Below are 26,569 nucleotides of genomic sequence, written 5' to 3' on the forward strand. Positions count from 1 at the left end.
CGCGGCCCGCAACGTTGAGTGGCGCGGCCGTGGCGGTACGGCCAGCGCCCCGCCGCGGAGCCAGCTATTGCGCGATATTTCATTTTGACGCTGGACAGGCTCGTCAGGCGCGTGCCCGGCTGATTGCGCGGGCGGCCAACTCCCGGGCAAGGTCCGCGTATAACTCGGCCCACTTGCCGAGCAAGGTCGAGTCATCGGTCAGGAAAAGCGGATGCTCGGCCCATAGACTGACGTCTGAGCCATGCCTTGCAACCTCGAACAGGCGCAAATCCTCGTCCTCGCTGACACCGCTGGCAATCAGCTCGCGGAATGAGGCAAGGTGATGAAGGCAAACTTCGTCGGGCGTGATGCAGTGGATCGCGGCCAGCGCTTCGGTCGCTTCCTTTTGTGCCGCGTCACGGCTGGCGGCCATCAGGAACACGATACTTTCGTCATGCGCGCGGCCAAACATCACCCGGTACAGCGAGGTTCTACAGCGATCGCTGAGTTGCGTGCCAATGGTTGGCTCGGTTTGCGAAAGCTGGGTGCCGATGCGTTGGATCACTCGTCCAGCGCTCATTTTCGCCTCGGCCCGGCGCTTTCGGTTGCGGTAGCTATCGCTGCACCGGTAGACGTAGAAACCACACGCCACCAGGCAGGCCAGAGCGAGAATCCCAACACCCGCGAGTACTGCCAGATCGATGCGCACCATGTCAGGCTCCATTCAATCCCGCGCGTGCCTCGACTGCCACGTCCCGCGCGTCTCCTATCGATTATTGGAATACGCCTAATCTGACGATCAATCTATCTCGCTTTACAACACTTTTCTACCCCGGGCTGGCCCTTATATGGCGCCGTTCGGCGATGCGGCGACGCAGCAAGCGCCCCGGCCCCGATATCGATCTGCTTCGGCCTCCGTACCAACCTGACCAGTCACCCCTCACACTCCGATCAAAGAATGAAATCAATCATCGTTTATTTGCCGGTTAATGGCAAAAAATGCATCTAAGCGGCACAAATGTGCCTGTTATATAAAACCTACCTTGTTGCCCGGATCATCAACCGGTAAAATATCAATGATTATCGGCAAAATCCGAGGATAACCGGCAAAATGTTGCTCTTTGAACTTGCTACTGCGGATGAAATTGCGCGCGAACTGGGTCAACGGCTACGCGCGCAACGTCTCGCCCGGAACCTGCAGCAAAGCGAACTGGCCGCCCGCGCGGGGGTGTCCGAGCGCGCGGTACGCAATCTCGAGCGTACCGGGAAGGCTTCACTGGAGAGTCTTCTCCGGGTAGCAGTGGCGCTCGGGCTGGCCGGCTCGCTGTCGCCTCTGTTTGAATACAAGCCGAACTCCATTCGCGCGATGGAAAAGGCGAGCGCCACACGTGAGCGAGCTTCCCGGAGGTGACGATGAAAAAACTGAGCGTCGTCTACACCGGCTGGGGCGAGCGCTTTGAACTCGGCATGCTCGGGGACAACGGAACCGACCTGATCTTTGAGTACTCCTCTGAAGCGCTGCAACGGGGTCTCGAACTTTCGCCCTTGCATCTGGCGTTGCGTCAGCCGGCCTACGACGGCTTCCCGGACCATCAGTTTCGCTTGCCGGGCTTCGTTTCCGATGCCCTGCCCGACGGCTGGGGCATGCTGCTGATGGACCGTCTGTTTCGCCAGCGCGGTTGGGAGCCTGCGCGGATGTCTCCGCTCGACCGCCTTGCCTTCATTGGCGAGAAGGCAATGGGCGCGCTCATTTTTGAGCCGGCTCAGGGAGACGATCTGCAACCTTCCGATGTGCAGCTCATGCAGCTTGCCCAGGAGGTTCGCGAAGTGATGACGGACGGCAGTGCCGAGTTGCTGCGCGAGCTCGTACTGATGGGTGGCTCACCACACGGCGCCCGGCCCAAGGTGCTGGTCAACTTCGACCCGCATAGCGGCCGGATGTCGAACTCGGAGAAAAGTGCCGGCACGCCCTGGCTGGTCAAGTTTCCTGCCCAGCACGAACACAAGGAAGTGTGCGCAATCGAGGCGCTATATGCGGTGCTTGCCGACACGTGCCGGATTCCGGTGCCGACCACGCGGTACTTTGACCTCGGGCCCCGCCTTTCGGCCTTTGGCATCGAACGTTTCGACCGCTCCGGCGCCCAGCGCGTGCCGATGCACACCGCTGCCGGCGCGTTGAACGCCAACTTTCGCTATCCCTCGATCGACTATGGCTCGCTTCTGAAGCTGACGCGCTTCATGACACGGGATGAGCGTGAAGTGCTGCGGGCCTTCGAGCGCTGCGTGTTCAACGTGGTGTTCAACAACCGCGACGATCACACGAAGAACTTCTCTTTCCGTTTGTCGGCGCAGGGGCAATGGCAATTCTCGCCGGCCTACGATTTGACTTTCAACGAAGGGCCCGGTGGTGAACATCAGATGGACGTGTGCGGCGAGAGCCGCGCGCCGGCGCGTGAGCATCTGTTGCAGCTTGCCAGCCTGGCGGGTTTGTCGGCCCGCGCCGCGCAGGCGGTCATTGAACGCACTGCCGAAGTAGCCGGCCGGTTTCGCGAGCATGCACGGGGATTTCCCATTCGGCGCGCGACGGTAAGCCTGATTGCGGGCAAGATAGAGGCGAATCGCTCGCGCCTCACATGAAGATGGTGCAGGCACGGTCGTGATTTATCCGCGCGCCGGCATGAAACACCACTCGACTACTCTCGCGCAGGCGGAGGATTCGCGGCGATATCGGACCAGAATTCCAGACACGCCGTTGCCATGCGCACACCGAGATCCAATGGAGCCATCCGCCGAGCGGCCCATTCCCTTCCTTCGTTGTACTCGATAATTGACCGGTACACCGCCAGACGCTCCTTGTAGAGGCGCACCTGATCTTCCGCCAGTTTTACCAGCTCGGCGGTGCTCGTGAACTCACTGAAAAAGAGCTGCAACACCGCCATATCCCGCATCTCGAACACTTCCCCCGGCGGGGTTTTCAACCAGTTCTCCAGCACTTCCTGGCCGCTGGATGTCAATGAATAGACGCGGCGGCGGCGCCCGCCCTCTTCCACTTCCTGGTCCAGCAGGCCCTCGCGCGACAGCCGCTCCGGCTCGCCGTAAAGCTGCGAGTGTGGAAAAGGCCAGAAGTACCTGACCGAGCGCTCGATAGCCTGCTTCAGTTGATACGGAGTCGACGGACCCCGCAATCCGATGATGCCTAAGACGACATACGAAACCGGACTCAGCCGAACAGATGCTTCCACATGTGAGGTATTTTGGGTCATTGACATTAGTCCGTTTCGGACGGTACATTTAGAATCATTGTAGTGCGAGGAACTTGTCATGGCAACAAAAGCTATCACCTGTCCGCAGGCCGATCTGTCGTATTGCCAAGGCGACACTCGTGACCCCTTTGCTGAACAGTCGATTGGAGATGCCCTGCGTCTCGCGGCAGACAATTGGGGCAATCGAATCGCACTGGTAGAGGGCACAGAGATCACCGGTCCTCGCCGTCAGTGGTCTTTCGAGCAACTGTCTGAAGAGGCCGGCCTCGTCGCCCGTGCTCTGCTAGAGCGTTTTTCTCCCGGAGAGCACGTTGCCGTCTGGAGCGCCAACTGCCCCGAATGGGTACTGCTCGAGTTTGGCGCGGCATTGGCGGGAATCACGCTGGTTACCGCCAATCCCGCGTATCTCCCCAACGAGCTCGCCTACGTCCTCAGGCAATCCAACGCCACCGGCATTGTTATATGCCCCGAGTACCGGGGACGTAATCTAACAGCAATGCTGAATGAGATTAAAGTGGATGTCCCCGATCTGCGCGAAGTCATCTCGCTTGCGGATTGGCCTGCCTTCCTCGATTCAGGCAGAAACACACGCTCTCTACCGAGCGTGTCCCCTGACGATATCGCGCAGATTCAATACACGTCCGGCACGACTGGATTTCCCAAGGGGGCGCTGTTGACGCACCGCGGGCTCGTGAGCAATAGCCGGTTCTATGCCAGCGTTATAGGCGCAAATGCCAAAGACGTCTGGATCAACCCGATGCCCCTGTTTCACACATCTGGCTGCGGGCTCGTCACGCTCGGCGCGTTGCAGACAGGCGGCATGCATGTACTGCCGGCTGGATTCGATCCCAAGCTCATGCTCGATCTGTTTGAGGCTCATCGCGGCACGTTGATGTTAAGCGTGCCTACGATGCTGATCAAAATGCTCGATCAACCTGGCGCAAAAGATCGGGACCTTTCGGCATGGCGCTTGACCACGTTGGGAGGCGCACCCGTCCCCCCGGAACTCGTGCGCCGCGCGTTCACCGAGTTCGGTATTGATGTCGCGATTGGCTTCGGCCAGACCGAGTCGTCGCCCTATATCACTCACACGCTGCCACACGACCCCAATCCACAATGGATCGATACGGTGGGGCGGCCACTGCCGCAGACCGAAGTCAAGATCGTCGATCCCGATACCGGAGAGACCGTCCCCATTGGGGTTATCGGGGAAGTTTGCGCGAAGAGCATCTGCGTCATGAAGGGATACTTTGGCGACCTCAAAGCAACCACGCAGGCCATCGACGCGCAAGGATGGCTGCATACCGGAGACCTCGGCAGCATGGATGCGCAGGGTTATCTGCGCATCCAGGGCCGCATCAAGGACATGATCATTCGCGGCGGAGAGAACATTTATCCGCGGGAAATTGAGGATGCTCTGCATACACACCCGGGCGTCACCCATGCGTCAGTCGTGGGCGTTCCCGACCCGGAATGGGGTGAAGTCGTCGTCGCATTCGTACAGCCACGGCCGGGCCACAATTTGAGCGGCGACGAACTCGGCGAATTCTGCCGTGCACGCCTCGCCTCATATAAGACGCCAAGGCTCTGGCGCTTCGTCGATCACTTCCCCCAAACAGCCTCCGGGAAAATCCAGAAATTCGCGCTACGGGACGAATTCATAGCGTCGACCAGACACAGGCAGCCTTAGCAAGAGGGACGCCCGTCAACACTCTCTTCGTTATGCAGCACCGGCTCGACACCAACGCACCTGTAGCCGCGTCCCATACCTACATATGGCTTGTGCGTGGAATAACCGGGATGTACAAGCGTTATCTGCATGAACACGATGTGTCGCAACGGCGCCTGCATTTAACTCACGTTATTTCACACGGCTTAGAGAATGAGTAACGTTCTAACGAAAGATTTAGAGGATCGGGTCCAGGTAAATCAGACTCGCCTGACCACTTGCTTCAGGACCCATGCCCCCACCAACGATCCGAGCCGCTGGCCAATGACGTCTGGCGGTGAGTTGAATTGGCGGTTTAACGCCGAAACCACTTCTAAGTTTCTTCGGCATCGTGAAGACGAAATGGGTGAACCGCGGAAGCCAGCGCCTCGTGGATTCGCGGAAAAATAGACATGAATTCCATCGAAGAGGCATTCCATGCCAAGGTCGATGGCCTTGGTGGCCGGACGTTTGTTGCGCACTTCAGTCAAGCTACCGAATGGCATTCGACCCGTCATCAACATGCATGTCCTCAACTCATTGTTCTAACCGGAGGAGCTGCCTCGGTTCAGACGGCAGCAGGACGGCATGTTCTGCTTCCAGACAGATGCCTCTATCTCCCGATGAACACCACGCATTCGATGGATACAGCAGGTCCCGTGCGAGGTTTTGCAGCGTGTTTAGGCGACTCGGTTAATCAAAGGTTGCCAACTGACATTTCGGCCTTCAACGGGAGTCGCCTGCTGCTGGAAATTCTCCGGCGACTCTCGGATCTCACAAACGCGCCTGAACAAAGCGTTCCGGAAGCCAACCTGATTCGGGTATTGCTCGACGAAATCCAGCGATCAACCGATCAACCGCTCGAAATGCAAATGCCAATCGACCGGCGCTTGCGCGAAATGGCAAACAACATTCTCCAGCATCTTGGCGAGAACCGGACGCTTGAGGAATGGGCCGCTGCGACAGGCATCTCGAAGCGCACCATATTGCGTCGTTTCAAGGAAGAAACCGGGCTACCGGTTGGCCAGTGGGTTCAACACGCACGTGTGTTCTCGGCGGCCACGCAGCTAAGAAAAGGGGTGTCCGTCAAACACGCGGCGTCATCGGTCGGTTACGACAGCGTCAGCAGCTTCATAAAATCGTTCACTCGCATCATGGGAGTGACGCCGGGGTCCTTAAGGCCGTCTTCGTCAAACAAGAAAGACGACTAGCACAGTGGTAGGCCCCGGGTGTCTGGCGATTCGCGACAATCAATTGGCCCTTTGTGACAACCAATGGCGACTAGTCGAAGCGGCGCCCAAATAGCTCTCCCCTTTCTTGGTGCATATCTCTTCTCAATTTTTTATTTCGCATTCCTATATATAACCCAAATTTGACGAATGAAGTATTTCGCCGGGTTGCAGTTCTTTCCTATCGCAAACACCTCATATTCAAAACATATTGCTACCCATCACGATATGTATTTTACATCTATGACCTCGTAGCTTAGCCTGTACTTCATGCTTTGTTTTAGATAACTACGCAAGCAAAACGAACTTAAAGGTAAGCATAACGTATGAAAATCAGGTCACAGAATTCATCAGTATCAACTCGTTTCAACCTGAACTCGTGGCCCACGCCTGGAAAGCTCGCCATGTACTGCTGGCCTGTCATATTCGCGGGATGCGGTGGAGGTGGAGGCGGAGGAGGAACCACGGCGCCGCCGCCCCCGGTCTCAGCACCGCTGCAACACATCCTGTTTGTTGGCGACAGCTTTACGCATGGACGCTACACGCCGGTACGTCCGTATAACTCCGGTGGGACCCAAAACGCTACGACAGGGTCGCCTCTCGTCGTCGACGAAAACTACGGCGCGACGGGTAAGCGGGCCGAGGTGATCGAACCCGGGCCGTATGGTGGCATTCCCGGTATCTTTGCCGAATTCGCGGTCGAGGCCGGGCTCAACTATGACGTCCATATCGAAGCGATTTCGGAAACCAGTCTCGCGGTGAACTTCGCCAACGCATCCAGTGTCATCGAGCAGTCCAAGTGGGATGCTGTCGTTTTGCAGGAACTCAGTGAAAAGCCCCTTCCCTATTCGCTGACGTTGAGCACAACCAGTGATCCTGCCGGGTTTTGCTCCAGCGTCCAGACGATCGAGCAAGGCGTCCACACTGCGGCGCCTTCCGCCAAGGTGTATCTCTATGAGACGTGGCCCCGTGCCGATCTGGCGCAAGCGCTCGCTGGGAGTCCTACGAGCAGCGGATTCACCGCGCCCTACCTGGCAAATCTGGCGCTGCTGGGCAATGCGAATCACAACGCGTATTACAGCGCCGCGGCGCACGACGGCGCGATTGCCGGGGTGGCGCCGGCCGGCGAGGCCTGGCAACGGGCGTGGGCCCAGTCTGTTGCCAATCCCGATCCCTATGCCTCGTCGACGCTGCCGTCCCTCTGGTATGGCTTCAACGCGGTCAATAATCCGGTCATCCCGGCGCCCGATTACCTGCACCCGAGCATTTATGGGGCTTACCTGAGCGGCCTCGTGCTATTCCAGCAGATCACCGGGACCGATGTTCGCACGCTTGGCGCTAACGAAACCGCGGCGGCGCAATTGGGTATCCCTTCCGCGGTGGCCACGCAGTTGCAGCAGGTTGCCTGGCAGACCGTAGTGAACGAGAACCCCGCGCCGATCAATCAGACGGTTGACCCGTGCACGCTGACGCAATAGCGAAACGAAGGAATTTGTCGAAGGAAGGCGGTTTCGAGTGCCCGAACGATTTCGAGTCGAAGGTTCGGGCCAGTCAGCAGCGCTTTCTTAGACCTTGCGACTACCGGGCCGAGCGCTTTGGCCAGTATCTCCTTAGCTGCCGATCTCCGGCACCGGCTTTCTCAACATTGCCCAACTTCGCGGCCGCCATCGTCCACACGGCTGCCTACGCGCCGACCTTTCGCTCAGCTCCGGGCGGCAATTCAGGCGTGGCACGGTCAGACTGCGGCAGCGCCTCGGGACGTCGATGCACGTCATGCGTCACGAACCCCTGCTCCCGACTCGGCACATCGAACCACTCCCGGTGGGCAAACGAATCGCGGATATCTTCGAGACCGCTCTCCCAATGCTCACGCATCGTGTCGACGCTGAACTCATAGTCCTTGTAGTGCCCCTCATACGGCTTGTTCTTGTAGATCAGATGCACCACATTGATCGCACTGCCGTTGGCCACTTTTTCCGCGTGACGGAATAGTGGATCGGTCTTGAGCAGTTCGGACGGGACATGCGCCAGCAACTCCTTGATGAAACGAGCGTGTTTCTGACGATCCGCCATCATGTTGGTAATCGCCCGCGTACGGCTCGAATACTGGATGTCTTTGGCACGCTCGGAAACATCGAGAAAATCGCCCGGAGGATTGCCGCGCGCACTCCACAGATCCACCTGAAACACCAGCGCGTCCTTGTGGTCCACATCTCGCAGCACTTCCGTAAGCGGCGTGTTGGAGACGAGACCACCGTCCCAGTAGTATTCGCCGTCGATCTCCACCGCCGGAAAGCCCGGCGGCAACGCACCCGAGGCCATGAAATGCTCGGGTTGCAGACGCATCTTCGTGTTGTCGAAGTACGCCAGATTACCGTTTCGCACGTTCACCGCACCCACCGAGACGCGGATTTCGCCGTCGTTGATGCGGTCGAAATCGGCAAACTTCATTAGCGTTTCGCGCAGCGCGGACGTGTCGTAGTAGCTGACCAGGTTGGTGGCCTGCTTGCCGAGGCCTGCAACCGGCAAGGGCCTGCGCGGCGAGAAAAAACCCGGTTGACCCTCCGCCAATGCACGTGCGGCGGCCCACACACTTGCCCATTTGCGCGCCTCGTCCTGCATCCCAAACACGTGCGGCATCCAGGCACCAAGACCACCAACCCAGTCGATCGGGTGACAGATCGAACACCAGAACTCACGCAAAGCTGCGACGCGTTTGTCCGGCTCGTTGCCGGCAATGATCGCGGTGTTCAGCGCGCCGATCGACACGCCGGCGATCCAGTTCGGCTGCACACCGGCCTCGGCGAGGCCTTCATAGACGCCGGCCTGATAAGAGCCGAGCGCACCGCCGCCCTGAAGCACCAGGGCAATTTCGTCGTAGCGCGGCAGCACAAACGCATCCGGCTGCCCGTTAGTTCTTGTTGTGCTGCTGCGCATGCGCGCCTCCTTATTGCATAGCCCAGCCGTGGCTGACGATCACCGACTGCCCGGTCAGCGCGGACGATTCGAAGCCGGCGAGAAACGCCACCGTATTGGCGACGTCTTCAACGGTGGTGAATTCACCGTCGACGGTTTCCTTGAGCATCACATTCCTGACGACTTCGTCCTCGGAGATGCCAAGCGCCCTGGCCTGCTCGGGAATCTGCTTGTCGACGAGCGGGGTGCGCACAAAACCCGGACACACGACATTCGCGCGCACGCCACGCGGCCCGCCTTCCTTCGCGACCACCCGGGCGAGGCCAAGCAGGCCATGCTTGGCCGTCACATAGGCCGATTTCAGCTTCGATGCCTCATGCGAGTGCACCGAGCCCATATAGACAATCGAGCCGCCCTTGCCGCCTGCGTACATATGTTTGATCGCCGCCTTGGTGGTGAGGAAGGCGCCGTCCAGGTGGATCGCCAGCATCTTCTTCCAGTCGGAGAACGCGTAATCCTCAATGGGAGCGACGATCTGGATGCCCGCATTCGAGACCAGCACATCGAGGCTGCCCAGTTCCTGTACGGCGCGTTCGATGCCGCTATTGACCGCTTCTTCGTTCGTGACATCCATGGCGACCGCGATCGCCTTGCCGCCCACCGCGACGATGCTGCTGGCTACCTTCTGCGCGTTCTCGAGATTCAGATCGGCGATGACCACAGCGGCGCCGAGGCTTGCGAGCTTGCGTGCACACTGCTCGCCAATACCGCTTGCTGCACCGGTTACGAGCGCGACCTTGTTCGTCAAAGACATCTTGCTCTCCTTCCCTGGAAGTTGATGGAGTGTTACTGGTTGACCGCGATCTTCGCGGTCTCGGTCGAAGCCAGATAGTCGAACGCGACCTCGCCGATATCCAGCGTGAGATTGGCGATCACATGCCGGGCTCCGACTACGCGTTTCACCGGCAGGTCAGCGACCGGCGCCAACGCATGCGGGCGCAGTTCGAGCGCGGCCGGGCCCGACCACGCACCGAGCACGCTCACATCGCGCAGGAAGAAGCGCACGAGTTCGCACACGCGCGCCGTGCCATCAACATGGGGGAGTACTTTCAACAGGTAGTTCGGCGTGTCCGCCAGTTTTTTGCATTCGGCGTCAATATCGAGCGCCGTATGCTTGAAACCCATCGTGCCGGCGGCGATGCGTTGGGTTCCGTAGTCGAGCGTGCCGAGCAGCGTGTCGTTACCGTCGACGCTCAAGGTGGGCTTGGCCAGTTTCTTCGGAAAGCCCCAGATTTCGCGGCCGCCGGCGATCGGACCTTCGTCGTCGAGGTACATCGAGTGCGTGTAGTTGGCGAGGCGCCCTTGCTGGTCGCGCACCGAGATGACCTGGCCGCTTTCGGTGTAGTCGCCGAATCCCGACGAGTCCGGCATGCGAATGAACTCGTAGTGCACGAGATCGTTTTCAGGGTGCAGCGGCTCCGGCACGATGGCGCGCAGCGCTTCTAAATCGGTCTCATAGGAAATGATGAAGTATTCCCGATTGATGAAGCGGTACGGCGGTCGAGGGTAAGCGGGATTGTGAACCGGCATCGCAAAGGCGTCTTTGCGGATCGCAGCGAGATTCATGGCATTCCTTATATGACGGGGAGAGCATGCGGCCTCGCTGCAATGGTAGAGGCAATGCTCACGCGGCACGAGCCTCCATTTGTCAACTCATCGTTAATCAAACTGCAACCCTGCGTCTCGGACGGACGCTGTGCCTGCGCAACTTCCGGCCGACACCTTGCCGGCCTGCCGTCAGCCACGGCGCCCAGGCGTCATTTTCTTTGGGTCAGAATATAATCCGGCGGGGATTGCTTAAAGAGCCGGCTAAGGGAAACATCATTCCGCTCAGCGGAAACCGCAGACGAGCAATGGATAAACGGCGGGATATCTAATTGTCTGTGCAACCGGACGGCTGCCGCGCTTTCAGATTACGAGCTCAAGCCCGCCGTTGTTTTTGCGGCAAGTCCGGCGAAAACCGACTCAACCAGAGCGTTGATATACGCATCGGATACAGGACGCCGATGGTGCGGGATCAACAGGCGGTAGTAAATTGGCCCAAACAGCGCATCAAGCATGACGTCGACATCGACATCCGCCCTCAGTTCGCCCCGCTCGATACCTTTGATGATGATTGCCTGCGAGACGGAGCGCCGTGGCGCAAACAGCCTCGAGCGGATCGCGTCCTGCAGACCTTCGTCGCTTTGGGCTCGCCCGATCAGCTCACGCAGAATCTTTCCCTGACGCCCTCTAAAGGCACGAGCCAGCTTAAGCATCGTCAGCGTCAGGTTTTCGCGTGCAGTCGAATGCAACTCAAAGGGCGCTGCGATCGTCATCTCCGCTAGCAAAGCGTCCACAACGATCGATGACACATTGGGCCAACGCCGGTAAATTGTCGTTTTGGCCACCCCGGTTCGCGCGGCAATGCCCTCGACGGTCAGGTTTCCAAATCCGATCTCCTCACCGAGAGATAAAACTGCTTCAAGGACGGACTTGGTGGCGCGTGCGCTACGCGGTCTCCCCCCTGCTTTTGCCGCTTCGCCCTGAACCGTCTCTTCGAAATCCGGCCTCATAGGTGCCGCCCCTCTCCCATCCATTTGACCCCGAATCGTCTCTACGATTCTCTAACACCGTTTTGGCTGCGTAAGTATAAGGCGATCTGGAGAAGCATGTCTCATTTTCGAAAGTCCCAATGCGGGCCCAACTTGGCGAAATCTTCAGCCAGACTCGCAGATCGCAAACCAGCATGGCTTTGTGCAGGTTCGACAACTCGATCTCGACAAGCCGCGCCCTGCATAGCGAACGTGCAAGAACCCATACCGTTGGCAGTAGCCCGACGTCTCACCCTTTAATTACGCAGTATGCACGAAGCCACAAATTTGAGTGCAAACGGTTGCACTTTGACCTTTGCTTCCACCGAGGCAAATCTTTCTCCATAGCGAGAAAGCAGCGACGTGCCCACTGTTGTTGATGACCCTGCAACAGGCCATTTCGCGCAAAGCATGCACACGCTTAGGGCACGTGAACCCTGTTGCTGCTCTATCCAACAGAATCCTTTCATGCTGAAGCGATATACGTTGATGCGTTAAAGTCAATGCGATGGCCGATGCAAGGTTCACGCACGACGCTATGCCACGAGGTGGAGGCGCATGCTCTCCGCTTTCGGTGCGAGCTTCGCTCAGCTTGCTTCGAACGGCATTGACCAATGCGTGAGCGCATCACGTTTGCTGTCCGGAATTCGAAAACCGTGCCTGTCTGCACAAGCGGCATACCTGTGAGTTGTGGTTAAGCATTGCCCCTCGAAGTTGATGAAACAAACTGTTTGAGGAGTCGTTCCAATGAAAGCACTTCAATTCAATTCGTTCGGCGGTCCAGAAGTTCTCGAGTACATCGATCTCCCAAAACCGGACTGCGATGTCAAAAGCGCCATCGTTGAGATCAAGAGCGCATCGGTCAACCCAAGCGATGTGAAAAACGTCTCCGGACATTTCGATCACACACGCCCCCCACGCATTCCTGGCCGTGACTTCAGCGGTGTGGTCGTCGACGGGCCTTCTGAATGGATTGGCGCTGACGTGTGGGGCACCGGCGGGGACATCGGCTTTACGCTCGACGGCACGCACTCGGAATACATCAAGATTCCTGTCGCCGCCCTCGCTCGCAAACCCGCCAGGCTGAGTCACGCACAGGCTTCCGCTATCGGCGTGAACTTTGTTGTGGCGTGGCTGGGAGCGGTCGACCACGCCCAACTCGCCAAAGGTGAAACCATCGCCGTCATCGGTGCGAGCGGCGGTGTTGGCGGCGCCGTGACACAAATTGCAAAAGCCCGCGATTGCCGCGTCATCGGCATCGACCGGAATGCACCACTGCTAGACTCGCCCGCCGGCCGCCTCATCGATGAATATGTGCCTTTCGACGAGCGTACCGTGCAGCACGTCCAGGCGCTCACAGGTGGTGTCGATGTCGTCTATGACGCAGTCGGTGGCGTCGCTTTCGAAACCGCACTCGGCCTGGTAAAACGGCGCGGCCGCGTCGTTGAAATCAGCGCGACAGGGAAGCGGCGCGTTGACTTCGATCTGATCGATTTTTACCACAACGAGACGCAGCTATTCGGTACGGATAGTGCAAAACTGGGCGTCGCTGAAGCCGCTCCTATCCTCAACGCGCTCGTCGAGGGATTTGACAGCGGCAAGCTGCAACCTCCCATTATTGCCAACAGCTTTAGTCTGGCAGAAGGACAAGACGCATACCGGGCAGTGATAGCTGGGACGCCGGGGCGCGTGGTTATCACAATGTAACGGGTTCAATCGGCGACAGCGGGATATCCACCCGCCTCGCCACCTCGGTGAAAAGTCATGAAACCCTATCTTGTTTCGCTCGCCGTCGGCATATTGGTTGGAATTTTCTACAACGTAGTCGAAGTAAAATCGCCTGCACCGCCAACCGTTGCATTGGCAGGGCTGCTGGGCATGCTGGCCGGTGAACATGCCCTCGCCTTCGCTCGCACGGTGGTCACCCATTTCGTGGGCTAATGGATTCCGCCTGGAAAGCTCACGCAATCGGCAACGATACGCGTGTGGGCTCTATATGATGGAGTTGCCGCTATTGATGAGAACGCGGCGCAGCATACTCTTGAGGAAGCCGACCTCTTCGACCGTGAAGCCCAGAAAGAGCTCGTCAAGAACATCGGTGAAAATTGCCGGCATCTGTGCGGCAATGGCGTAACCGTCCGGGGTTAGCGACAAACGCACTGCGCGCCGGTCTGCATCACTGCGGGTCCGGTTGAGCAATCCCCGCTTTTCCAACCGATCGATCAACCGGGTGACAGCGGCGGCGTCGATCCCGTATTCGCGCGCCAGTTCAGCGGCAAGCACGCACTTTCCGCTGGCTATCATAAACAACACGCCACCTTGCTGACTGGTCACACCAAGCTCGGCCAGCGCGCGTTGCGTAATCATATTCGACATCGTCGATCTGACTCGTGCGAGCAGATAGCCGACGCTCTCGCCTATCTCGTAGTCGGTGACAAGGCCGCTTGGCGTGTCGGATACGTCCATCAGGTTTCTCGTGCAATGGTTGGATAACATACTTTCTCTGCTCTAACCCGAACAAAGGCCGCACACATTAGACCACGCCAAAAGGCGTGGACACAGTGCATATCCTGCGCAGGAGCCCCCTTTGCCATTTTCACTGAAGTCGCAAACCCACCGTCAAGGAAAGCTAAATCTTCTTGCAGAGCTTCCCGCTTTTCCCGGCCAGCCGATGCTGAGGACACCCACGAATTTGACCTTGCAATAGCCACCGTAAGGTTCGACGCGCGATGGCAAAGGACGCCTGAAAAAGGAGCCCGCTCGAAGGCGGGCTAAAGCCTGAGACGCCACTCCGCAAGGAGCGAAACCAGTATATTCGAAGCTCGGAGCGCCTGCGCTCTCGTTGTCATCGATGTGAGCTTGCCGGGCGCAAACCGCGCTCACGGATGGCCGCCCGTATAATTCAGCTTGCACAGATCAAGTCATCAGTCGCAACAACTGCATCAGTCCGGAGGAGTCTCCTATGATTGCCTGGTCGGACCCGCTCACGATCGCGCTCTGCGCGGCAATACTCTTTATCGCCGTTCTCCGGGTTCGGCCGCTCTCATTGCCGTTCCTTCGCGCCGCATTGCGAATTGGCGCGTTTATCGTCTTCACGCTTGCCTTGCTGCATGCCGGGATTTCTCCAAACCGTCCTGTCCAGACCGATATTCCGCTCGTCCAGCATAGTCTCGCTCAGTTCCTGATCGGCGTATGGTGGCTAGGCGGAGCGTCGGTCGCCACCAGTGTATTGAGAGCCTCCATCCGGATTCGCCGTCTTCCAATTCGGGAACGTCTGATTCAGGATATCTTCGTAACGGCCACTTACCTCATTGCGGCTCTGCAAATCAGCTCGAAGGTATTCGGATGGCCGATCGGCGCACTACTCGCAACGTCCGGTGCAGTCGCTATCGTGGTAGGACTGGCGTTGCAAAGCACCTTGGGCGACGCATTCTCGGGGCTTGTGCTGAATTTGACTCGCCCTTACAAAATCGGCGACTGGATAGCCGTTGGCGGCACGCTGGAGGGAAAGGTAGTCGAAACCAATTGGCGTGCAACCTACATTTTGACCGTCGAACGCAACCTCGCCGTTGTCCCCAACAGCGTCATTGCCAAGACGCACTTTATCAATGCGAGCACACCGTCGGCTACACGTGGGATCAACGTCTCGATACAACTTCGGCCTGACGTGAGACCACAAACGGCCAAACTGGCGCTGCTGCGTGCAGCCTACGGGCACGTGGCCATATTGTCCGAGCCGGCGCCTCGAATCACCATCAAGGCATCCACGGTCAACTTCGTCGAGTATGAAATCCGCTTCTTCGTGAACCGTCAAGACGACGAGGCAAGCGTCACCACGCAATACTTCGACATCGCCTTCCAGCATCTGGATGCATTCTCGGTTTCACGGGAACCTCCCGGTGTGACGTACGCCGGGCATGAACGCTCCGGCGTCAGCGAACGAATGCTTGAGCGGACCGGCCTGTTCAATGCACTCCCCGATCAGGAGCGCGATGCCCTGATGGATTCGTGTCAAATCCGCGGCGTGAATGTGGACGACACACTCCACGACGCCGACCATCGGCTTGATGGGCTCCTGATTGTCATAGCGGGCGTCCTGTCGATAAGCGAACAAGATCCCGAAGGAAACCGTGAAGTTGCAAGACTTAACCCCGGTGACTACTGGTTCGACCTTGAGCAAGTCTCGCCTGAATCTGCTAACACACGCGTTCATGCAACGACACCCGGCCAGGTGCTGTTGATTCCTCGCAAGCAAGCCGTCGCCCTTACCAAAAGCCTTGGACTGTCTTACGAAATGGAAAGACCAGGCAGCAAAAGTGCGGACGGCGACAGAAGCGACGCCGCCCCTCCAGGCGCATACACTGACACCGGCAAACCGCACACGCTTAAGCGATTCGTGCAGGAGATATTCGATCGCTATCGCTGATAGGCGTGGCTCGACATCATGCGCGCCAGTCAAGCCTCAAACACACAGACTGGCGAACAAAAATTTTTGAAATACCCTCCCTTGTTACGATACGATACGTGTCGTAACATAAAACCCGATACATACAGGCATACATCATCTGTACAAGCAGTTCATAACGACCGTCTTCGTTGGGAAAATATGAGTGCAGCCGATCCACGCGTCGTATACCTCGTCGACGACGACGAAGACATTTGCCTCTCTCTTGGCAGCTTGTTGCGCTCCAGCGGATTGCATGTTGAAGCTTTCCCCTCCCTGCGGGAATTCCTTTCATTCCCAAAGCAAGCCGGGCCCAGTTGTCTTGTTCTCGACGTAAGATTGCGTGGCGAGAACGGACTCACATTCCAGCAGGAAGCGGCGAAAAGCGGTCTGCATATGCCGATACTTTTCATCACGGGTTACGCAGACATCGAAATGTCCGTGCGGGCGATGAAAGCCGGCGCGCAAGAGTTCTTCACCAAGCCATTTCGTGACCAGGACATGCTCGACGCAATCGCCCAGGCATTGACCCGGGACGCGGCGCGGCTCGCAGCGGAGCAGTCCATCGCCGCAATACGCGTCTGCTACGATTCGTTGACGCCGCGCGAACGTGAGGTGATGAGCTACGTCGTCGCCGGACTCGTGAACAAGGAAATCGCCTTGCAGATGGAACTGAGCGAAATCATGGTGAAAATTCATCGCGGCAGGGTGATGAAGAAAATGGCTTCGCGAAGCATCGCCGATCTGGTTCGAAAGGCTGACGCGCTGGGGGTGCCGGCAAACTCCAATCGATAGCCGGCCTGGCCCCGATATCAGGACGTGATCTCAGGGGCAAGAAGCATACCTAAGTATGCGTGATCTATACATGCGAATGGCCGCTTCGCGCTCAGGAGGTGGGCGTACGAGCGACTGAAAGCATTTCACGTTCGCCACCGCCAAATTTCTTTGAACAGGCGCTGCTCTTGCGCTACGATGCCTATGGCGAGCCAGATGCCTGCGGCTGCGCTCATCAGCGCAATGGCGTTTCCTCCTCGGTCGACGTTATCGGGCCAGGCAGATCTGGGTCGACTCACTACGGAACGGAACGCTAACTTCATAACGACAGTCTCATTGAAAATAGATGAATGCCGCCAATCCGCCCATCGTGTATGTCCTCGATGATGATGAGGATTTTCGCGCCGCTGTGAGCAGATTGTTGCGTTCCAGCGGGTTGCAAGTGGAGGCCTTCGCCTCCTCACAGGAATTTCTTTCGTTTCCCAAGCAGGCCCGACCCAGTTGCCTGATTCTTGACGTGCGGCTGCGCGGCGAGAGTGGACTCACGTTCCAGCAGGAAGCAGTCAAAAGTGGTGTGTTGATGCCGATACTTTTCATCACCGGGCACGGAGATATCGAAATGTCCGTGCGCGCGATGAAGGCCGGAGCGCAGGAATTTTTCACCAAGCCGTTTCGCGATCAGGATATGCTCGATGCGGTCACTCAAGCGTTGGCCCGCGACGCAGCGCGTCTCGCCGCAGAGCAGTCCATTGCCGAAATACGCAACTGCTACGGCTCGCTGACGCCGCGCGAACGGGAGGTTCTAGCGTATGTGGTGGCCGGTTTGATGAACAAGGAAATCGCCTACGAAATGCATCTGAGCGAGATCATGGTGAAAATTCACCGCGGCAAGGTGATGAAAAAAATGGGTTCACGAAGTGTTCCCGATCTCGTTCGGAAGGCTGCATTGCTGGGAGTGTCGGTAAACGTCATCCGGTAGTCAATTTTGAGCAACGGCATCATCGTTTACGGGACGATTCGCATGGCTTACCCGTTCCCGGCCAGTGCTGGCCCGGACAGCCCGTTCAGTCAGAAGGCGGGGGCTTTTTGATGTCTGCCGTTGATTGCGAAAACAACTATACCTAGGGATGCTTTTCCTCAAGGCACCCTCCGAATATGCTCGGTTATGGGTACTCGATTGAGCTTGCAAGAACTGCATTTCGAATGGCACGGAGAACGTGGGGACAACCGGGCGGTGGAATATCGTGACGTGCGGTAGCTATCGATCGGAGTACGGGGCCGTCACCGCTAGCAAGTCTGTGCGACTCGCGATCATTGCCCGTATGCCCCGTTGCAAATTTACTGATTGAGGATACCGCCAGGTGCTCGACTCTCCCATCGCTGCTGTTATAGAGGATGACGAAGCGGTCCGGCTTGCTCATTCAAGCCTTATCCGCTCCCTCGGATGGGGGGTTCGTCAATATGGTTCGGCCGACGATTTCCTCCAGAGTCTGCAACCAGTCGACGTGGCCTGTGTCGTTTCCGATGTGCAGATGCCCGGGATCACAGGGCTTGAAATGCTACGGCACCTGAATAGACAAGGCCGCAATCTGCCGGTCATTTTTATCACCGGCTTCCCGAATGAAACCATGCGCCAGCAGGCATTGCAGGAGGGTGCAAAGTGCTGGCTCATCAAGCCTGTCGACGCGACCGAGTTGGCGCATTATCTCGACGAGATAATGCGCGGCCGCTAACACGGCGTCCCACCCGGCTCGGTCACACTGGGGATTCGGCCAGAAAACCGATTCACGCCCGCCTCAGAGCCCAGCCACGGCCCATATCTTCATTGTCGGAACTCGTGACAGGACTTTTATTCGGCGCATTCGGCGTGATCGACCCTCTCTCCCATTTTTCCAGCGCTTCAGCTGATATCGATTGATCTGCATTCGTTGGACAACGGCCTCGCACACAAGGCCGATAGACCGGGTCGCCGCGCCGGATTCTCGCGCCGGTCAAGGCACAAATAGCGCTGCCGCGAGCGATGCGCAACTTCCACAGTTGATCTCCGTACCTCCCCGAGGTCGCATCACACCAGCAGATCGATACCGATGTCGGCGAGCGCCGCTCGAGTATCGAAACGAGTGCGGATCGCGGCATGCCATACTCGACCGCTCGCGCGCGCCGCACTTCGAGCGGGATGTAGTTCTCCAGCCTCATCTCCGGCTCGTTGCAATCGCCGCAGTTCGCGCTTTTCGACGAGACTCGGGCAAGAAGGTCCAGAGTCTGCTCCCATGCCCGGCATTTCGATAAACTTCCCATTGAGCCCTCCATTGGCCGATTGAATGGCATTTAAATCAGGAATGAAATCTTTCAATGCAATCGATAGGCGTTACATGTACATCTGATTAGCAACCCCAATCAGTTTTTCGGCAATCTGACGCTCGTCGATCTCGAGACACTCAGAGTGTGCGCTCATGAGACTTCGCAGCACGTCCGAAAGATGTCTGGCAGATGGCGGTTCGGGTACGGCGATCGGCCATGCCGTCATCAGATATGAAAGTGGAACGACGCTTCGGGCTTCGCACCATCGGTCAAAAAGCTGCAGGCAAAGATCGTTCATTTCAGAAGCGACATCGGGACTCTCTTCAAAGGACCTAAACATACGCACCTGCCATTCGGATTTGATTGGCACAGTCAACGTGCAAACCGCTCCGTCGCGAGCAATGAAGGACTTGTCTCCTTCTTCGCATTTCCCGGAGCCTCCGCGGCCGGCATCACAGCCGGCTCGCTCGATTCCCCCTCACTCCAGCCACCGCCAAGCGCCTTGATCAGAAACACATATTGCGCGAGCTGATCGCCACGTATTTGAGTGTTCAGGCGCTGTTGCACGAGCGAACTTTGCTGTGCATCGATCACATCCAGATAGTTGGCGAGACCGTCCTTGTATCTCTCCGTCGAAATAGAAAGAACCCGATTCGCACTGGTGGTCGCCCTCGCCGACTGATCAGCCGCCCTGCCCAGATAGGCCAGACTCGACATCCCATCGCTGACCTCCTGGAAGGCCTTCAATACGGTTTGCGAGTAATCGTCCACGGATGCCCGGTAACCCGCTTCCGCAAATCTGTTCATTGCCACGATCTTCCCGCCTTCGAAGATGTTTTCGAACGCGGAACCGCCCAACGACCACAGCATGCTGGAGGCCGTGAATAACGACGAAGTCGCCACCGACTCAAAACCAAATTGAGGCGTCAGCACGATGTTCGGGTAATAAGCACTCCGGGCGACACCGATCTTCGCATTCGCAGCGGCAACGGCTCGCTCGGACGCTGCAATGTCAGGGCGGCGCTGCAGAAGCTCGGAAGGGATGCCTACCGGTATTGCCGGCAACGTCACGGGCATCTTGCCGGCCGCCAGGGAAAACTCCGGCGCGGCAGTGCCGGTCAGGGTCGCGAGCGCATGCAGCTCGCGAGCCCGGCTCTCGTGGAGCAGTTCGCGTTGTGTCGTCGTTGCATCGAGTTCCGCCTGTTGCTGCGACACATCGAGCGCCGATGCATCGCCATCCTGGTATCGATGAGTCACAAAGGTCAGCGCCTTTTGCTGGAATTCCACCGTCGAGTCGACCACCGCGATTTCTTCATCCAGCTCGCGGACACTAAAATAGGTGGTGGCAACCTGCGCCGCCACGACGAGGCGCATGTTCTGAAGATCCGCCTTCGACTGCTCGCTATTCGCCTGAGCCGCTTCCACCTCGCGCCGCACGCGGCCGAACAGGTCGACCTCGTAGCTGGCCTGGATTCCCACCTGAATATCGTTCTGCACTGTAGAGGTGCTGGGTACGGCGTAGTCCTGCACCGGCCGGTTGCCGGAGATCCTCTCCCTGCCGCCGTCCACCCCTACGCCCACCGACGGCATCATCGCGGACCTGGTTTCACCAAGCTCCGCTACGCTTTGCTGGTAGTGTTCGACAGATGCCTTCAAGGTTGGATTGGCCGATGCCGCCCTGGCCTCCAGATCATCAAGGTTCGAGTCGCCGAACAAGGTCCACCAGTCCCCCTTAAGAACGCCATCCTGCGGATTCGCAGCCTGCCACGGCGCCTCCGGTTTCCAGTCGGCAGGGGTTGGAACGGTCGGCTTCACATAGTCCGGCCCCACTGCACAGCCTGTGCATGCGCCAGCTATAGCCCAGGCGAAAGCAAGTTTTGTGTGGGTATTCATGTGATACCCCTTAGCGGACAACCACGCGCTGCCCGCTCTCCAGCGAATCCGGAGGATTGAGCACCAACCGGTCCGTTGCCTTGATACCCTTGACGATCTCGAGAGTGGTGCCGTAGTCGTCACCCACGGTAACCGGCACCAGTGTGACCTTGCTGTCCGCGCCAATCACCGCAACACGCAAGCCTTCCGCGCGAAACAGCAAGGTGTTGGCCGGTATCACCACCGCGTCTTCCGACGGAAGGTCAAGCTGCACATCGGCGTACGATCCGGGTTTCAGCAGACCTTTGGGGTTAGGCAAGTCCACTTCAATCTGCATCGAGCGCGTCACCGTATCGATCGAATTGGATATCCTCGCAATGGTTCCAGCGAAGCTCTGCCCCGGAAGCTCTGCGAGCGTCGCCTGAACCGCTTGCCCAACGCGGATTCGCTGCGAATAGGCTTCCGGTACGTAGACGTAGGTCTTGAGAATGTCGACCCTCGCGAGCATGAACAGCTCTCTACCAGGTGCTTCCGCGCCCGCGTCCACCAACGCGCCTACGTCGACGTTACGCCGCGTGATGACGCCGGGAAACGGCGCCACCACCTGCTTGAAGCGCTCCAGCTCCTGCAGCCTGCCTACCGCCGCGGTCGCCGCCACCAGGTCCGCCTGAGACTGGGTGAGCGCGCTATCCTTTTCGTCCACCTCCTGTTGAGACACCGCATCGTGCGAACGCAGTGTCTGCCAACGCCGTGCCGAAATGCCCGCCAGCCCCAGACTGGCCATTACCTGCTGCCGGGTCGCCTGGGCCTGGTTCAACTCCTGGTCGATCTCAGGTGTGTCGATGCTCGCGAGCAACTCGCCCTGCTTCACCTGATCGCCAATGTCCTTGTACCAATGCGCGAGATAGCCTGTACTGCGCGCATAGATCGGCGACTCCGTGTAGCCCATCAACGTGCCTGGCAAGGTCACGATTTGCCGCGCGTTTTCCGCCTTGGGGTTGATGGCGGTAACGTATTGCGCCGTATGATCCGCGGCCGACTGTTCCAGTGCGTTGGCCTGCGAAGAGCGGTCCCAGATCGCTCTCGCGCCCAGCACGGCAAACACCAGCGCCACAAGAAGACCGGCTTTCGCAGCGCGGCGCACCGTACCGAGTTTGGCTTCATGCGGATCCGTATCGCGTATGAGCCTGGGTTCCAAAGGATCACGTGTAGAGGACATTTTCATTCTCCAAGAGCCGGGTGAGCGGTAACGTCAGTCGCGTTCTTTTTGTGAAGCAGCGCGAATACCGACGGAACAAGCAACAGGGTCGAGAACGTCGCGAACAGCAATCCCCCAATGACGGCACGCCCCAACGGCGCGTTCTGCTCGCCGCCATCGCCCATGCCGAGCGCCATCGGGATCATGCCGATAATCATGGCAAGTGCCGTCATCAAAACCGGACGTATGCGGGTAGCGCCTGCTTCGTAGGCTGCGAGGATAGGATCGCCGAGCGCCTCCAGTCGCTCGCGGGCGAAGGCCACCACCAGAATGCTGTTGGCGGTCGCCACACCCATGGTCATAATCGCTCCCATCAGGGCCGGCACGCTCAGCGTCGTCTCGGTGATGAACAGCATCCACGCAATTCCCGCCAGCGCGGCGGGCAGCGCTGTGATGATGATGAATGCATCGACCCATGACTGGAAATTGACGACAATCAGCAAGTAGACCAAAACAATTGCCATCACCAGCCCCACCCCCAAAGCGAGAAACGAGGAGTTCATTGTCTGGACTTGCCCCCGCAGCGTCACTCGTGAGCCTCTTGGCAGACTCGCCCTTACCTGTGCAACCATCTTTTGTATCTGATTGCTCACCGAACCAAGATCGCGGTCGTCGACGTCCGCATAGATGTCGACCGTACGCATGATGTTGTAGTGCGAGACAACCGCCGGCTGGATACTGGGGTTCACCTGCACCAGGTTGCCGAGAAGCTGGTAGGGGTATCCCGAGCCGGAATGGGACACAGGCGTACGCAGCAGATCGTCCAGCGTGTTGATCCGGTATTGCGGCGATTGCACGGCAACGTTGTAGACGACTCCGTTCTTGCTGAGCCAGAATGACGGTGACGTCTGAAAGCTGCCGCTCAAGGAATCCAGCATGTTTTGCGCGACATCGCTGGCTTCCAGTCCAACCTGCTGGATGTCCGTGCGGTTCATCTTCAGATCGAGCGTCGGGTTGTTGTCCAGTTGATAGACGTGCACATCCACCGCACCCGGAATTGCGCGCATTCGATACGTCAGGTCATTTGCAATCGAGCGCAGCTTTGTGATGTCGTTTCCGGAAAACTGCACGTCCATCGCGGCTGGCGAACCGAAATTCAGAATCTGGGTGACCATATCCGCCGGCTGGAAGAAAAATTCCGCACCGGGAAACTGCTTCGGCAATTCGCTGCGCAGTGTCCGGACATAGTCCTGCGTCGGCTTGCGCTTGCCTTCGCTCATCGCGACCAGAATCTCCGCATCGGAGTTGCCGATCGTTCCGGCATTGCTATACGCCAGGTTGATACCACTCACCGGCAGTCCGATGTTGTCAAGAATGGTGTTCAGGTCGTGAGAGGGAATGGTTTGCCGGATCGAGCCTTCCACCTCATCGGCCAGCTTCGCCGATTCCTCGATGCGCATCCCGGTCGGTCCACGCATATGCAAGCGGATCTGGCCCGAATCGACGCTCGGAAAGAAGTCCCTGCCCAGCACCAGAAACAGCGAGCACGACAGCAGGCAGAAGCCGACGAACACGGGAACGAATATTCGCCTGCGCGACAATATGCTTTCGAGCACAACCACGTAGTTCGCACGCAGGCGCTCAAAGCCGGCCTCGAAGCGTCGCTGGACACGGTGAAACATGCTGGGCCGTTCATCCGACGGCGCATGCGTAACGTTCGCCATCAAAAACTTCACCAGCGTTGGCACCAGCGTGCGCGACAGGATGTACGACGGGATCATGGCGAACACCACGGCCTCCGCCAACGGCACGAACAGAAATCGCGCGACGCCATTGAGAAAGAACATTGGCACGAAGACGATACAGATGCACAGCGTCGAGACGAGCGCCGGAACCGCAATCTCGCCCGCCCCGGTCAGAATGGCTTCGTCCAACGGCGTACCGAGGTGCAAATGGCGTTCGATGTTTTCGATCGTCACCGTCGCATCGTCAACGAGAATACCGACCGCCAGGGCGAGCCCCCCGAGGGTCATCAGGTTGATCGTCTCCCCAAGGGCACTCAACACAATGATCGACGAGAGGATCGACAATGGAATCGACACGGCAATGATCACGGTGCTGCGCCAGTTTCCGAGAAACATCAGAATCATCGCCGCCGTCAGCGCGGCCGCAATCAGCGCTTCGCGCACGACACCGGAAATGGCGCTCTTGACGAAAACCGACTGATCGAACAACGGCGTAATACGAAGTTCTTTCGGAAGCGTTGCCGCCGCCAACGGCAGCAGCTTCCTCAGATCACTCACTATTTGCAGGGTCGATGAATCGCCGTTCTTCAGGACGGATTGCAGCACACCGCGCCGGCCGTCCTGACGCACGACATTCGTTTGTGGCGAGAACCCGTCCCGGACATGCGCCACCTCATTCAGATAGGTTGTCGAGCCGTTCCTCGTTACGACTGGGATCGCATTCAACTCGCCAACGGTGTCAGGCGCACCGTTGACATTCACCTGATATTCGGTCGGCCCGAGCTTTGCGGTACCCGATGGCAATATCAGGTTCTGCGCATTCACGGCGTTTACGACATCGATCGGCGTCAGGTTCTTCGCGAGAAGTGCCTGAGTATCGAGGTCGACCGCGATCACGCGCGACTTGCCTCCATAAGGATAGGGTATTGCCGTGCCCGGAATCGTCACAAGCTGAGGACGCAGGAAGTTCATCCCAAGGTCGTTCAACTGCTGTTCCGACAGCGTGTCGCTGGACAAGCCCAACTGAATGATCGGTACGCTCGAGGCCGAATACTTGATCACGAGCGGCGGCGTAATGCCTGGAGGCAACTGCCGCAATATCTGTTGACAGTTTGCGACCGCCTGTGCGACAGCCATCGGCACGCTGGCATTCGGGCGCATGTAAAGCTTGATCACCCCCACCCCGGAGAGGGACGACGACTCGATATGCTCGATGTCGTTGACCGTCGTTGTCAAACTGCGCTCGCTGACAGTCACGATCCGCTGTTCCATATCGGACGCATCGAAACCGCTATAGCTCCAGATGATACTGACGACCGGGATGTCGATGTCCGGGAAGATATCGGTCGGCATCTTGAGCAAAACGAAAGGCGTTGCTATCAGGATCAGAAGTGCCGCGACGATGAAGGTCAGCGGCCTCTGTAACGCTATCTTTACGATCCACATGGCACTGGTCACTCAAAAGGTTAATGTCGGCGCACTTCACCCAGCTCATCGGCCCATCCGGGGATCACGCGCTCAAAGCAAAGATCTCTTCCCCTGTTGAGACCGACAGCTACTTTTGCCCGCGGATCCACCTGCCACTGCCCTTTTCACTCCGCGGCAGTGACGCCATGTAACTTACAAATCATCTACAATAAATTCGTTATGCTTAATATGTTTTTATCAACACTTCCCGCCTGACCGGACTCGACTGAAGCGAATCTTTATCGCTTTCCAGATTCCTCAGATCTGATCTGGCGAGTCAGATCAGAAATTTCCGGGCCGATGATCGGAGTGTCGAAAGTCATTCGTCTGTCGCAACGAGTGTATTGCGTTGGAAACTTTCCCTGCCCAGCCGCTCATGGTCAACAGACACCCTGCCTTGGCGAGCACCTCTACTACTGAAAGAGCGAAGCCCATCCGAAGGCTTTTCAGTTCCAGCAACAGCGAAGGCGAGATGGCCAGTATGCTCAGCGCGCATATCACGATGTAGACGACACTTGCCCACTTCACGTTCAGAAAAGTCAAAGTAGCGATAAAAACAAACATTAGCTTTGCAAAGACCAACGCGGCGGTAGCCATCCCGGATGGCGTTGCTTCCAGTTCCCAAGGAAGTTCCGCCACGCTCCACAGCACGGTAAACGCAATAAATGCGCGAGCCGAACTACAGAAAGGAAACATTGAACGTCTCGTGGAGTCGAGCTTTAGCCAGGTCCTTTCATATGGATTCGGGATCATTTCCGTTCCCCAGATGTTCAGCCGCGCCGCAATGCCGACAGTGCACGGGCCATGACTTCGGCCGACTTGAGAGCATGCCGGAACGACACATCTTCCGCGATCTCCCGGCCGTTCAGATTCACGACCCAGGCTCGCTCGTTCCAGTAGCATGTGACACGACCCGCCGCTACCGCTGCGCTATACCACCGCCAGACCTTCGCATCCAGGATGTTGTCGTCCTGCGGCGCAGGAAACCCAGATGCCGCGTCGAACTCCTGATTCTTCATGCTAGCCTCATCGAATGCCGG

24 protein-coding genes are annotated in these 26,569 nt (G+C 58.0%); 11 read left to right on the forward strand and 13 right to left on the reverse strand.

Going from position 1 to position 26,569, the window contains the following annotated elements; all coding sequences use genetic code 11:
- Positions 1–103 precede the first annotated feature (103 nt).
- A complete protein-coding gene (locus FFS45_RS11500; protein ID WP_137954762.1) occupies positions 104–691 on the reverse strand; it encodes a hypothetical protein in 588 nt (195 codons plus the stop codon).
- 399 nt (positions 692–1,090) lie between these two features.
- On the opposite strand from FFS45_RS11500, the gene FFS45_RS11505 reads away from it, so the two are divergent.
- Both FFS45_RS11505 and FFS45_RS11510 read left to right on the forward strand, forming a co-directional pair.
- Positions 1,091–1,390 carry a helix-turn-helix transcriptional regulator gene (locus FFS45_RS11505; protein ID WP_137954763.1) on the forward strand — a complete coding sequence of 100 codons (300 nt, stop codon included), beginning with the start codon at positions 1,091–1,093 and terminating at the stop codon, positions 1,388–1,390.
- Between the two features lie 2 nt (positions 1,391–1,392).
- Positions 1,393–2,616, forward strand: coding sequence for a type II toxin-antitoxin system HipA family toxin (locus FFS45_RS11510; protein ID WP_137954764.1), 1,224 nt, complete (start codon positions 1,393–1,395; stop codon positions 2,614–2,616).
- Between the two features lie 56 nt (positions 2,617–2,672).
- On the opposite strand, the gene FFS45_RS11515 is transcribed toward FFS45_RS11510, so the two are convergent.
- Entirely contained in the window at positions 2,673–3,242 is a 570-nt protein-coding gene (locus FFS45_RS11515) for a PadR family transcriptional regulator (RefSeq protein ID WP_212745720.1), read from the reverse strand.
- Positions 3,243–3,300: 58 nt separating this feature from the next.
- On the opposite strand from FFS45_RS11515, the gene FFS45_RS11520 reads away from it, so the two are divergent.
- From FFS45_RS11520 to FFS45_RS11530, 3 genes are all read left to right on the forward strand, one after another.
- Positions 3,301–4,932 carry an AMP-binding protein gene (locus tag FFS45_RS11520; protein WP_137954766.1) on the forward strand — a complete coding sequence of 544 codons (1,632 nt, stop codon included), beginning with the start codon at positions 3,301–3,303 and terminating at the stop codon, positions 4,930–4,932.
- A gap of 431 nt (positions 4,933–5,363) precedes the next feature.
- Positions 5,364–6,161, forward strand: coding sequence for an AraC family transcriptional regulator (locus FFS45_RS11525; RefSeq protein WP_137954767.1), 798 nt, complete (start codon positions 5,364–5,366; stop codon positions 6,159–6,161).
- Between the two features lie 422 nt (positions 6,162–6,583).
- Complete coding sequence (locus FFS45_RS11530; RefSeq protein WP_137954768.1) at positions 6,584–7,657, forward strand: hypothetical protein; 1,074 nt, start codon at positions 6,584–6,586, stop codon at positions 7,655–7,657.
- Positions 7,658–7,862: 205 nt separating this feature from the next.
- On the opposite strand, the gene FFS45_RS11535 is transcribed toward FFS45_RS11530, so the two are convergent.
- The 4 genes from FFS45_RS11535 to FFS45_RS11550 form a co-directional block, all read right to left on the reverse strand.
- Positions 7,863–9,116: a patatin-like phospholipase family protein gene (locus FFS45_RS11535; RefSeq protein WP_137954769.1), complete on the reverse strand. Its 1,254-nt coding sequence runs from the start codon at positions 9,114–9,116 to the stop codon at positions 7,863–7,865.
- Positions 9,117–9,126: 10 nt separating this feature from the next.
- Complete coding sequence (locus FFS45_RS11540; protein ID WP_137954770.1) at positions 9,127–9,909, reverse strand: 3-hydroxybutyrate dehydrogenase; 783 nt, start codon at positions 9,907–9,909, stop codon at positions 9,127–9,129.
- A 32-nt stretch (positions 9,910–9,941) separates the two neighbouring features.
- Positions 9,942–10,721 carry an acetoacetate decarboxylase gene (locus FFS45_RS11545; protein ID WP_137954771.1) on the reverse strand — a complete coding sequence of 260 codons (780 nt, stop codon included), beginning with the start codon at positions 10,719–10,721 and terminating at the stop codon, positions 9,942–9,944.
- A gap of 347 nt (positions 10,722–11,068) precedes the next feature.
- Entirely contained in the window at positions 11,069–11,710 is a 642-nt protein-coding gene (locus FFS45_RS11550) for a TetR/AcrR family transcriptional regulator (RefSeq protein WP_137954772.1), read from the reverse strand.
- A 765-nt stretch (positions 11,711–12,475) separates the two neighbouring features.
- On the opposite strand from FFS45_RS11550, the gene FFS45_RS11555 reads away from it, so the two are divergent.
- Together FFS45_RS11555 and FFS45_RS11560 are read left to right on the forward strand one after the other, a co-directional pair.
- Positions 12,476–13,435: a zinc-binding alcohol dehydrogenase family protein gene (locus FFS45_RS11555; protein ID WP_137954773.1), complete on the forward strand. Its 960-nt coding sequence runs from the start codon at positions 12,476–12,478 to the stop codon at positions 13,433–13,435.
- A gap of 57 nt (positions 13,436–13,492) precedes the next feature.
- Entirely contained in the window at positions 13,493–13,669 is a 177-nt protein-coding gene (locus tag FFS45_RS11560) for a DUF1427 family protein (protein WP_137954774.1), read from the forward strand.
- Between the two features lie 51 nt (positions 13,670–13,720).
- Here FFS45_RS11560 and FFS45_RS11565 read toward each other — a convergent pair whose 3' ends face one another.
- Positions 13,721–14,197 (reverse strand): MarR family transcriptional regulator, encoded by a 477-nt coding sequence (locus tag FFS45_RS11565; protein ID WP_137954901.1) that lies wholly within the window; start codon positions 14,195–14,197, stop codon positions 13,721–13,723.
- 493 nt (positions 14,198–14,690) lie between these two features.
- On the opposite strand from FFS45_RS11565, the gene FFS45_RS11570 reads away from it, so the two are divergent.
- From FFS45_RS11570 to FFS45_RS11585, 4 genes are all read left to right on the forward strand, one after another.
- Positions 14,691–16,154 carry a mechanosensitive ion channel family protein gene (locus FFS45_RS11570; protein ID WP_137954775.1) on the forward strand — a complete coding sequence of 488 codons (1,464 nt, stop codon included), beginning with the start codon at positions 14,691–14,693 and terminating at the stop codon, positions 16,152–16,154.
- A 180-nt stretch (positions 16,155–16,334) separates the two neighbouring features.
- A complete protein-coding gene (locus tag FFS45_RS11575; protein ID WP_137954776.1) occupies positions 16,335–16,967 on the forward strand; it encodes a response regulator in 633 nt (210 codons plus the stop codon).
- A gap of 325 nt (positions 16,968–17,292) precedes the next feature.
- Complete coding sequence (locus tag FFS45_RS11580; RefSeq protein ID WP_137954777.1) at positions 17,293–17,925, forward strand: response regulator; 633 nt, start codon at positions 17,293–17,295, stop codon at positions 17,923–17,925.
- Between the two features lie 382 nt (positions 17,926–18,307).
- Positions 18,308–18,679: a response regulator gene (locus FFS45_RS11585; protein WP_137954778.1), complete on the forward strand. Its 372-nt coding sequence runs from the start codon at positions 18,308–18,310 to the stop codon at positions 18,677–18,679.
- Between the two features lie 332 nt (positions 18,680–19,011).
- On the opposite strand, the gene FFS45_RS42350 is transcribed toward FFS45_RS11585, so the two are convergent.
- The 6 genes from FFS45_RS42350 to FFS45_RS11615 form a co-directional block, all read right to left on the reverse strand.
- On the reverse strand, positions 19,012–19,299 hold the full coding sequence (locus tag FFS45_RS42350; RefSeq protein ID WP_249362761.1) for a hypothetical protein: 288 nt from the start codon (positions 19,297–19,299) through the stop codon (positions 19,012–19,014).
- A 320-nt stretch (positions 19,300–19,619) separates the two neighbouring features.
- Complete coding sequence (locus FFS45_RS11595; RefSeq protein ID WP_137954780.1) at positions 19,620–21,140, reverse strand: efflux transporter outer membrane subunit; 1,521 nt, start codon at positions 21,138–21,140, stop codon at positions 19,620–19,622.
- A 10-nt stretch (positions 21,141–21,150) separates the two neighbouring features.
- Positions 21,151–22,338 (reverse strand): efflux RND transporter periplasmic adaptor subunit, encoded by a 1,188-nt coding sequence (locus tag FFS45_RS11600; protein WP_137954781.1) that lies wholly within the window; start codon positions 22,336–22,338, stop codon positions 21,151–21,153.
- A 2-nt stretch (positions 22,339–22,340) separates the two neighbouring features.
- Positions 22,341–25,508 (reverse strand): efflux RND transporter permease subunit, encoded by a 3,168-nt coding sequence (locus FFS45_RS11605; RefSeq protein ID WP_137954782.1) that lies wholly within the window; start codon positions 25,506–25,508, stop codon positions 22,341–22,343.
- A gap of 303 nt (positions 25,509–25,811) precedes the next feature.
- A complete protein-coding gene (locus FFS45_RS11610) occupies positions 25,812–26,225 on the reverse strand; it encodes a hypothetical protein (RefSeq protein ID WP_137954783.1) in 414 nt (137 codons plus the stop codon).
- A gap of 74 nt (positions 26,226–26,299) precedes the next feature.
- Complete coding sequence (locus FFS45_RS11615; RefSeq protein ID WP_137954784.1) at positions 26,300–26,548, reverse strand: hypothetical protein; 249 nt, start codon at positions 26,546–26,548, stop codon at positions 26,300–26,302.
- Between the last annotated feature and the right edge of the window lie 21 nt (positions 26,549–26,569).

Origin of the sequence: Burkholderia sp. 4M9327F10 (assembly GCF_005503145.1) — a bacterium.
GTDB lineage: Bacteria > Pseudomonadota > Gammaproteobacteria > Burkholderiales > Burkholderiaceae > Paraburkholderia.

What these genes read in the sequence shown, in the direction of transcription:
- FFS45_RS11555 (WP_137954773.1), top strand. Translation starts at nt 12,476, where the DNA reads ATGAAAGCACTTCAATTCAATTCGTTCGGCGGTCCAGAAGTTCTCGAG.
- FFS45_RS11580 (WP_137954777.1), top strand. Translation starts at nt 17,293, where the DNA reads ATGAATGCCGCCAATCCGCCCATCGTGTATGTCCTCGATGATGATGAG.
- FFS45_RS11615 (WP_137954784.1), bottom strand. Translation starts at nt 26,548, where the DNA reads ATGAAGAATCAGGAGTTCGACGCGGCATCTGGGTTTCCTGCGCCGCAG.
- FFS45_RS11605 (WP_137954782.1), bottom strand. Translation starts at nt 25,508, where the DNA reads ATGTGGATCGTAAAGATAGCGTTACAGAGGCCGCTGACCTTCATCGTC.
- FFS45_RS11560 (WP_137954774.1), top strand. Translation starts at nt 13,493, where the DNA reads ATGAAACCCTATCTTGTTTCGCTCGCCGTCGGCATATTGGTTGGAATT.
- FFS45_RS11530 (WP_137954768.1), top strand. Translation starts at nt 6,584, where the DNA reads ATGTACTGCTGGCCTGTCATATTCGCGGGATGCGGTGGAGGTGGAGGC.
- FFS45_RS11505 (WP_137954763.1), top strand. Translation starts at nt 1,091, where the DNA reads ATGTTGCTCTTTGAACTTGCTACTGCGGATGAAATTGCGCGCGAACTG.
- FFS45_RS11510 (WP_137954764.1), top strand. Translation starts at nt 1,393, where the DNA reads ATGAAAAAACTGAGCGTCGTCTACACCGGCTGGGGCGAGCGCTTTGAA.
- FFS45_RS11535 (WP_137954769.1), bottom strand. Translation starts at nt 9,116, where the DNA reads ATGCGCAGCAGCACAACAAGAACTAACGGGCAGCCGGATGCGTTTGTG.
- FFS45_RS11525 (WP_137954767.1), top strand. Translation starts at nt 5,364, where the DNA reads ATGAATTCCATCGAAGAGGCATTCCATGCCAAGGTCGATGGCCTTGGT.
- FFS45_RS11500 (WP_137954762.1), bottom strand. Translation starts at nt 691, where the DNA reads ATGGTGCGCATCGATCTGGCAGTACTCGCGGGTGTTGGGATTCTCGCT.
- FFS45_RS11600 (WP_137954781.1), bottom strand. Translation starts at nt 22,338, where the DNA reads ATGTCCTCTACACGTGATCCTTTGGAACCCAGGCTCATACGCGATACG.
- FFS45_RS11610 (WP_137954783.1), bottom strand. Translation starts at nt 26,225, where the DNA reads ATGTTTCCTTTCTGTAGTTCGGCTCGCGCATTTATTGCGTTTACCGTG.
- FFS45_RS11570 (WP_137954775.1), top strand. Translation starts at nt 14,691, where the DNA reads ATGATTGCCTGGTCGGACCCGCTCACGATCGCGCTCTGCGCGGCAATA.
- FFS45_RS11540 (WP_137954770.1), bottom strand. Translation starts at nt 9,909, where the DNA reads ATGTCTTTGACGAACAAGGTCGCGCTCGTAACCGGTGCAGCAAGCGGT.
- FFS45_RS11595 (WP_137954780.1), bottom strand. Translation starts at nt 21,140, where the DNA reads ATGAATACCCACACAAAACTTGCTTTCGCCTGGGCTATAGCTGGCGCA.
- FFS45_RS11515 (WP_212745720.1), bottom strand. Translation starts at nt 3,242, where the DNA reads ATGACCCAAAATACCTCACATGTGGAAGCATCTGTTCGGCTGAGTCCG.
- FFS45_RS11520 (WP_137954766.1), top strand. Translation starts at nt 3,301, where the DNA reads ATGGCAACAAAAGCTATCACCTGTCCGCAGGCCGATCTGTCGTATTGC.
- FFS45_RS11545 (WP_137954771.1), bottom strand. Translation starts at nt 10,721, where the DNA reads ATGAATCTCGCTGCGATCCGCAAAGACGCCTTTGCGATGCCGGTTCAC.
- FFS45_RS11550 (WP_137954772.1), bottom strand. Translation starts at nt 11,710, where the DNA reads ATGAGGCCGGATTTCGAAGAGACGGTTCAGGGCGAAGCGGCAAAAGCA.
- FFS45_RS11575 (WP_137954776.1), top strand. Translation starts at nt 16,335, where the DNA reads ATGAGTGCAGCCGATCCACGCGTCGTATACCTCGTCGACGACGACGAA.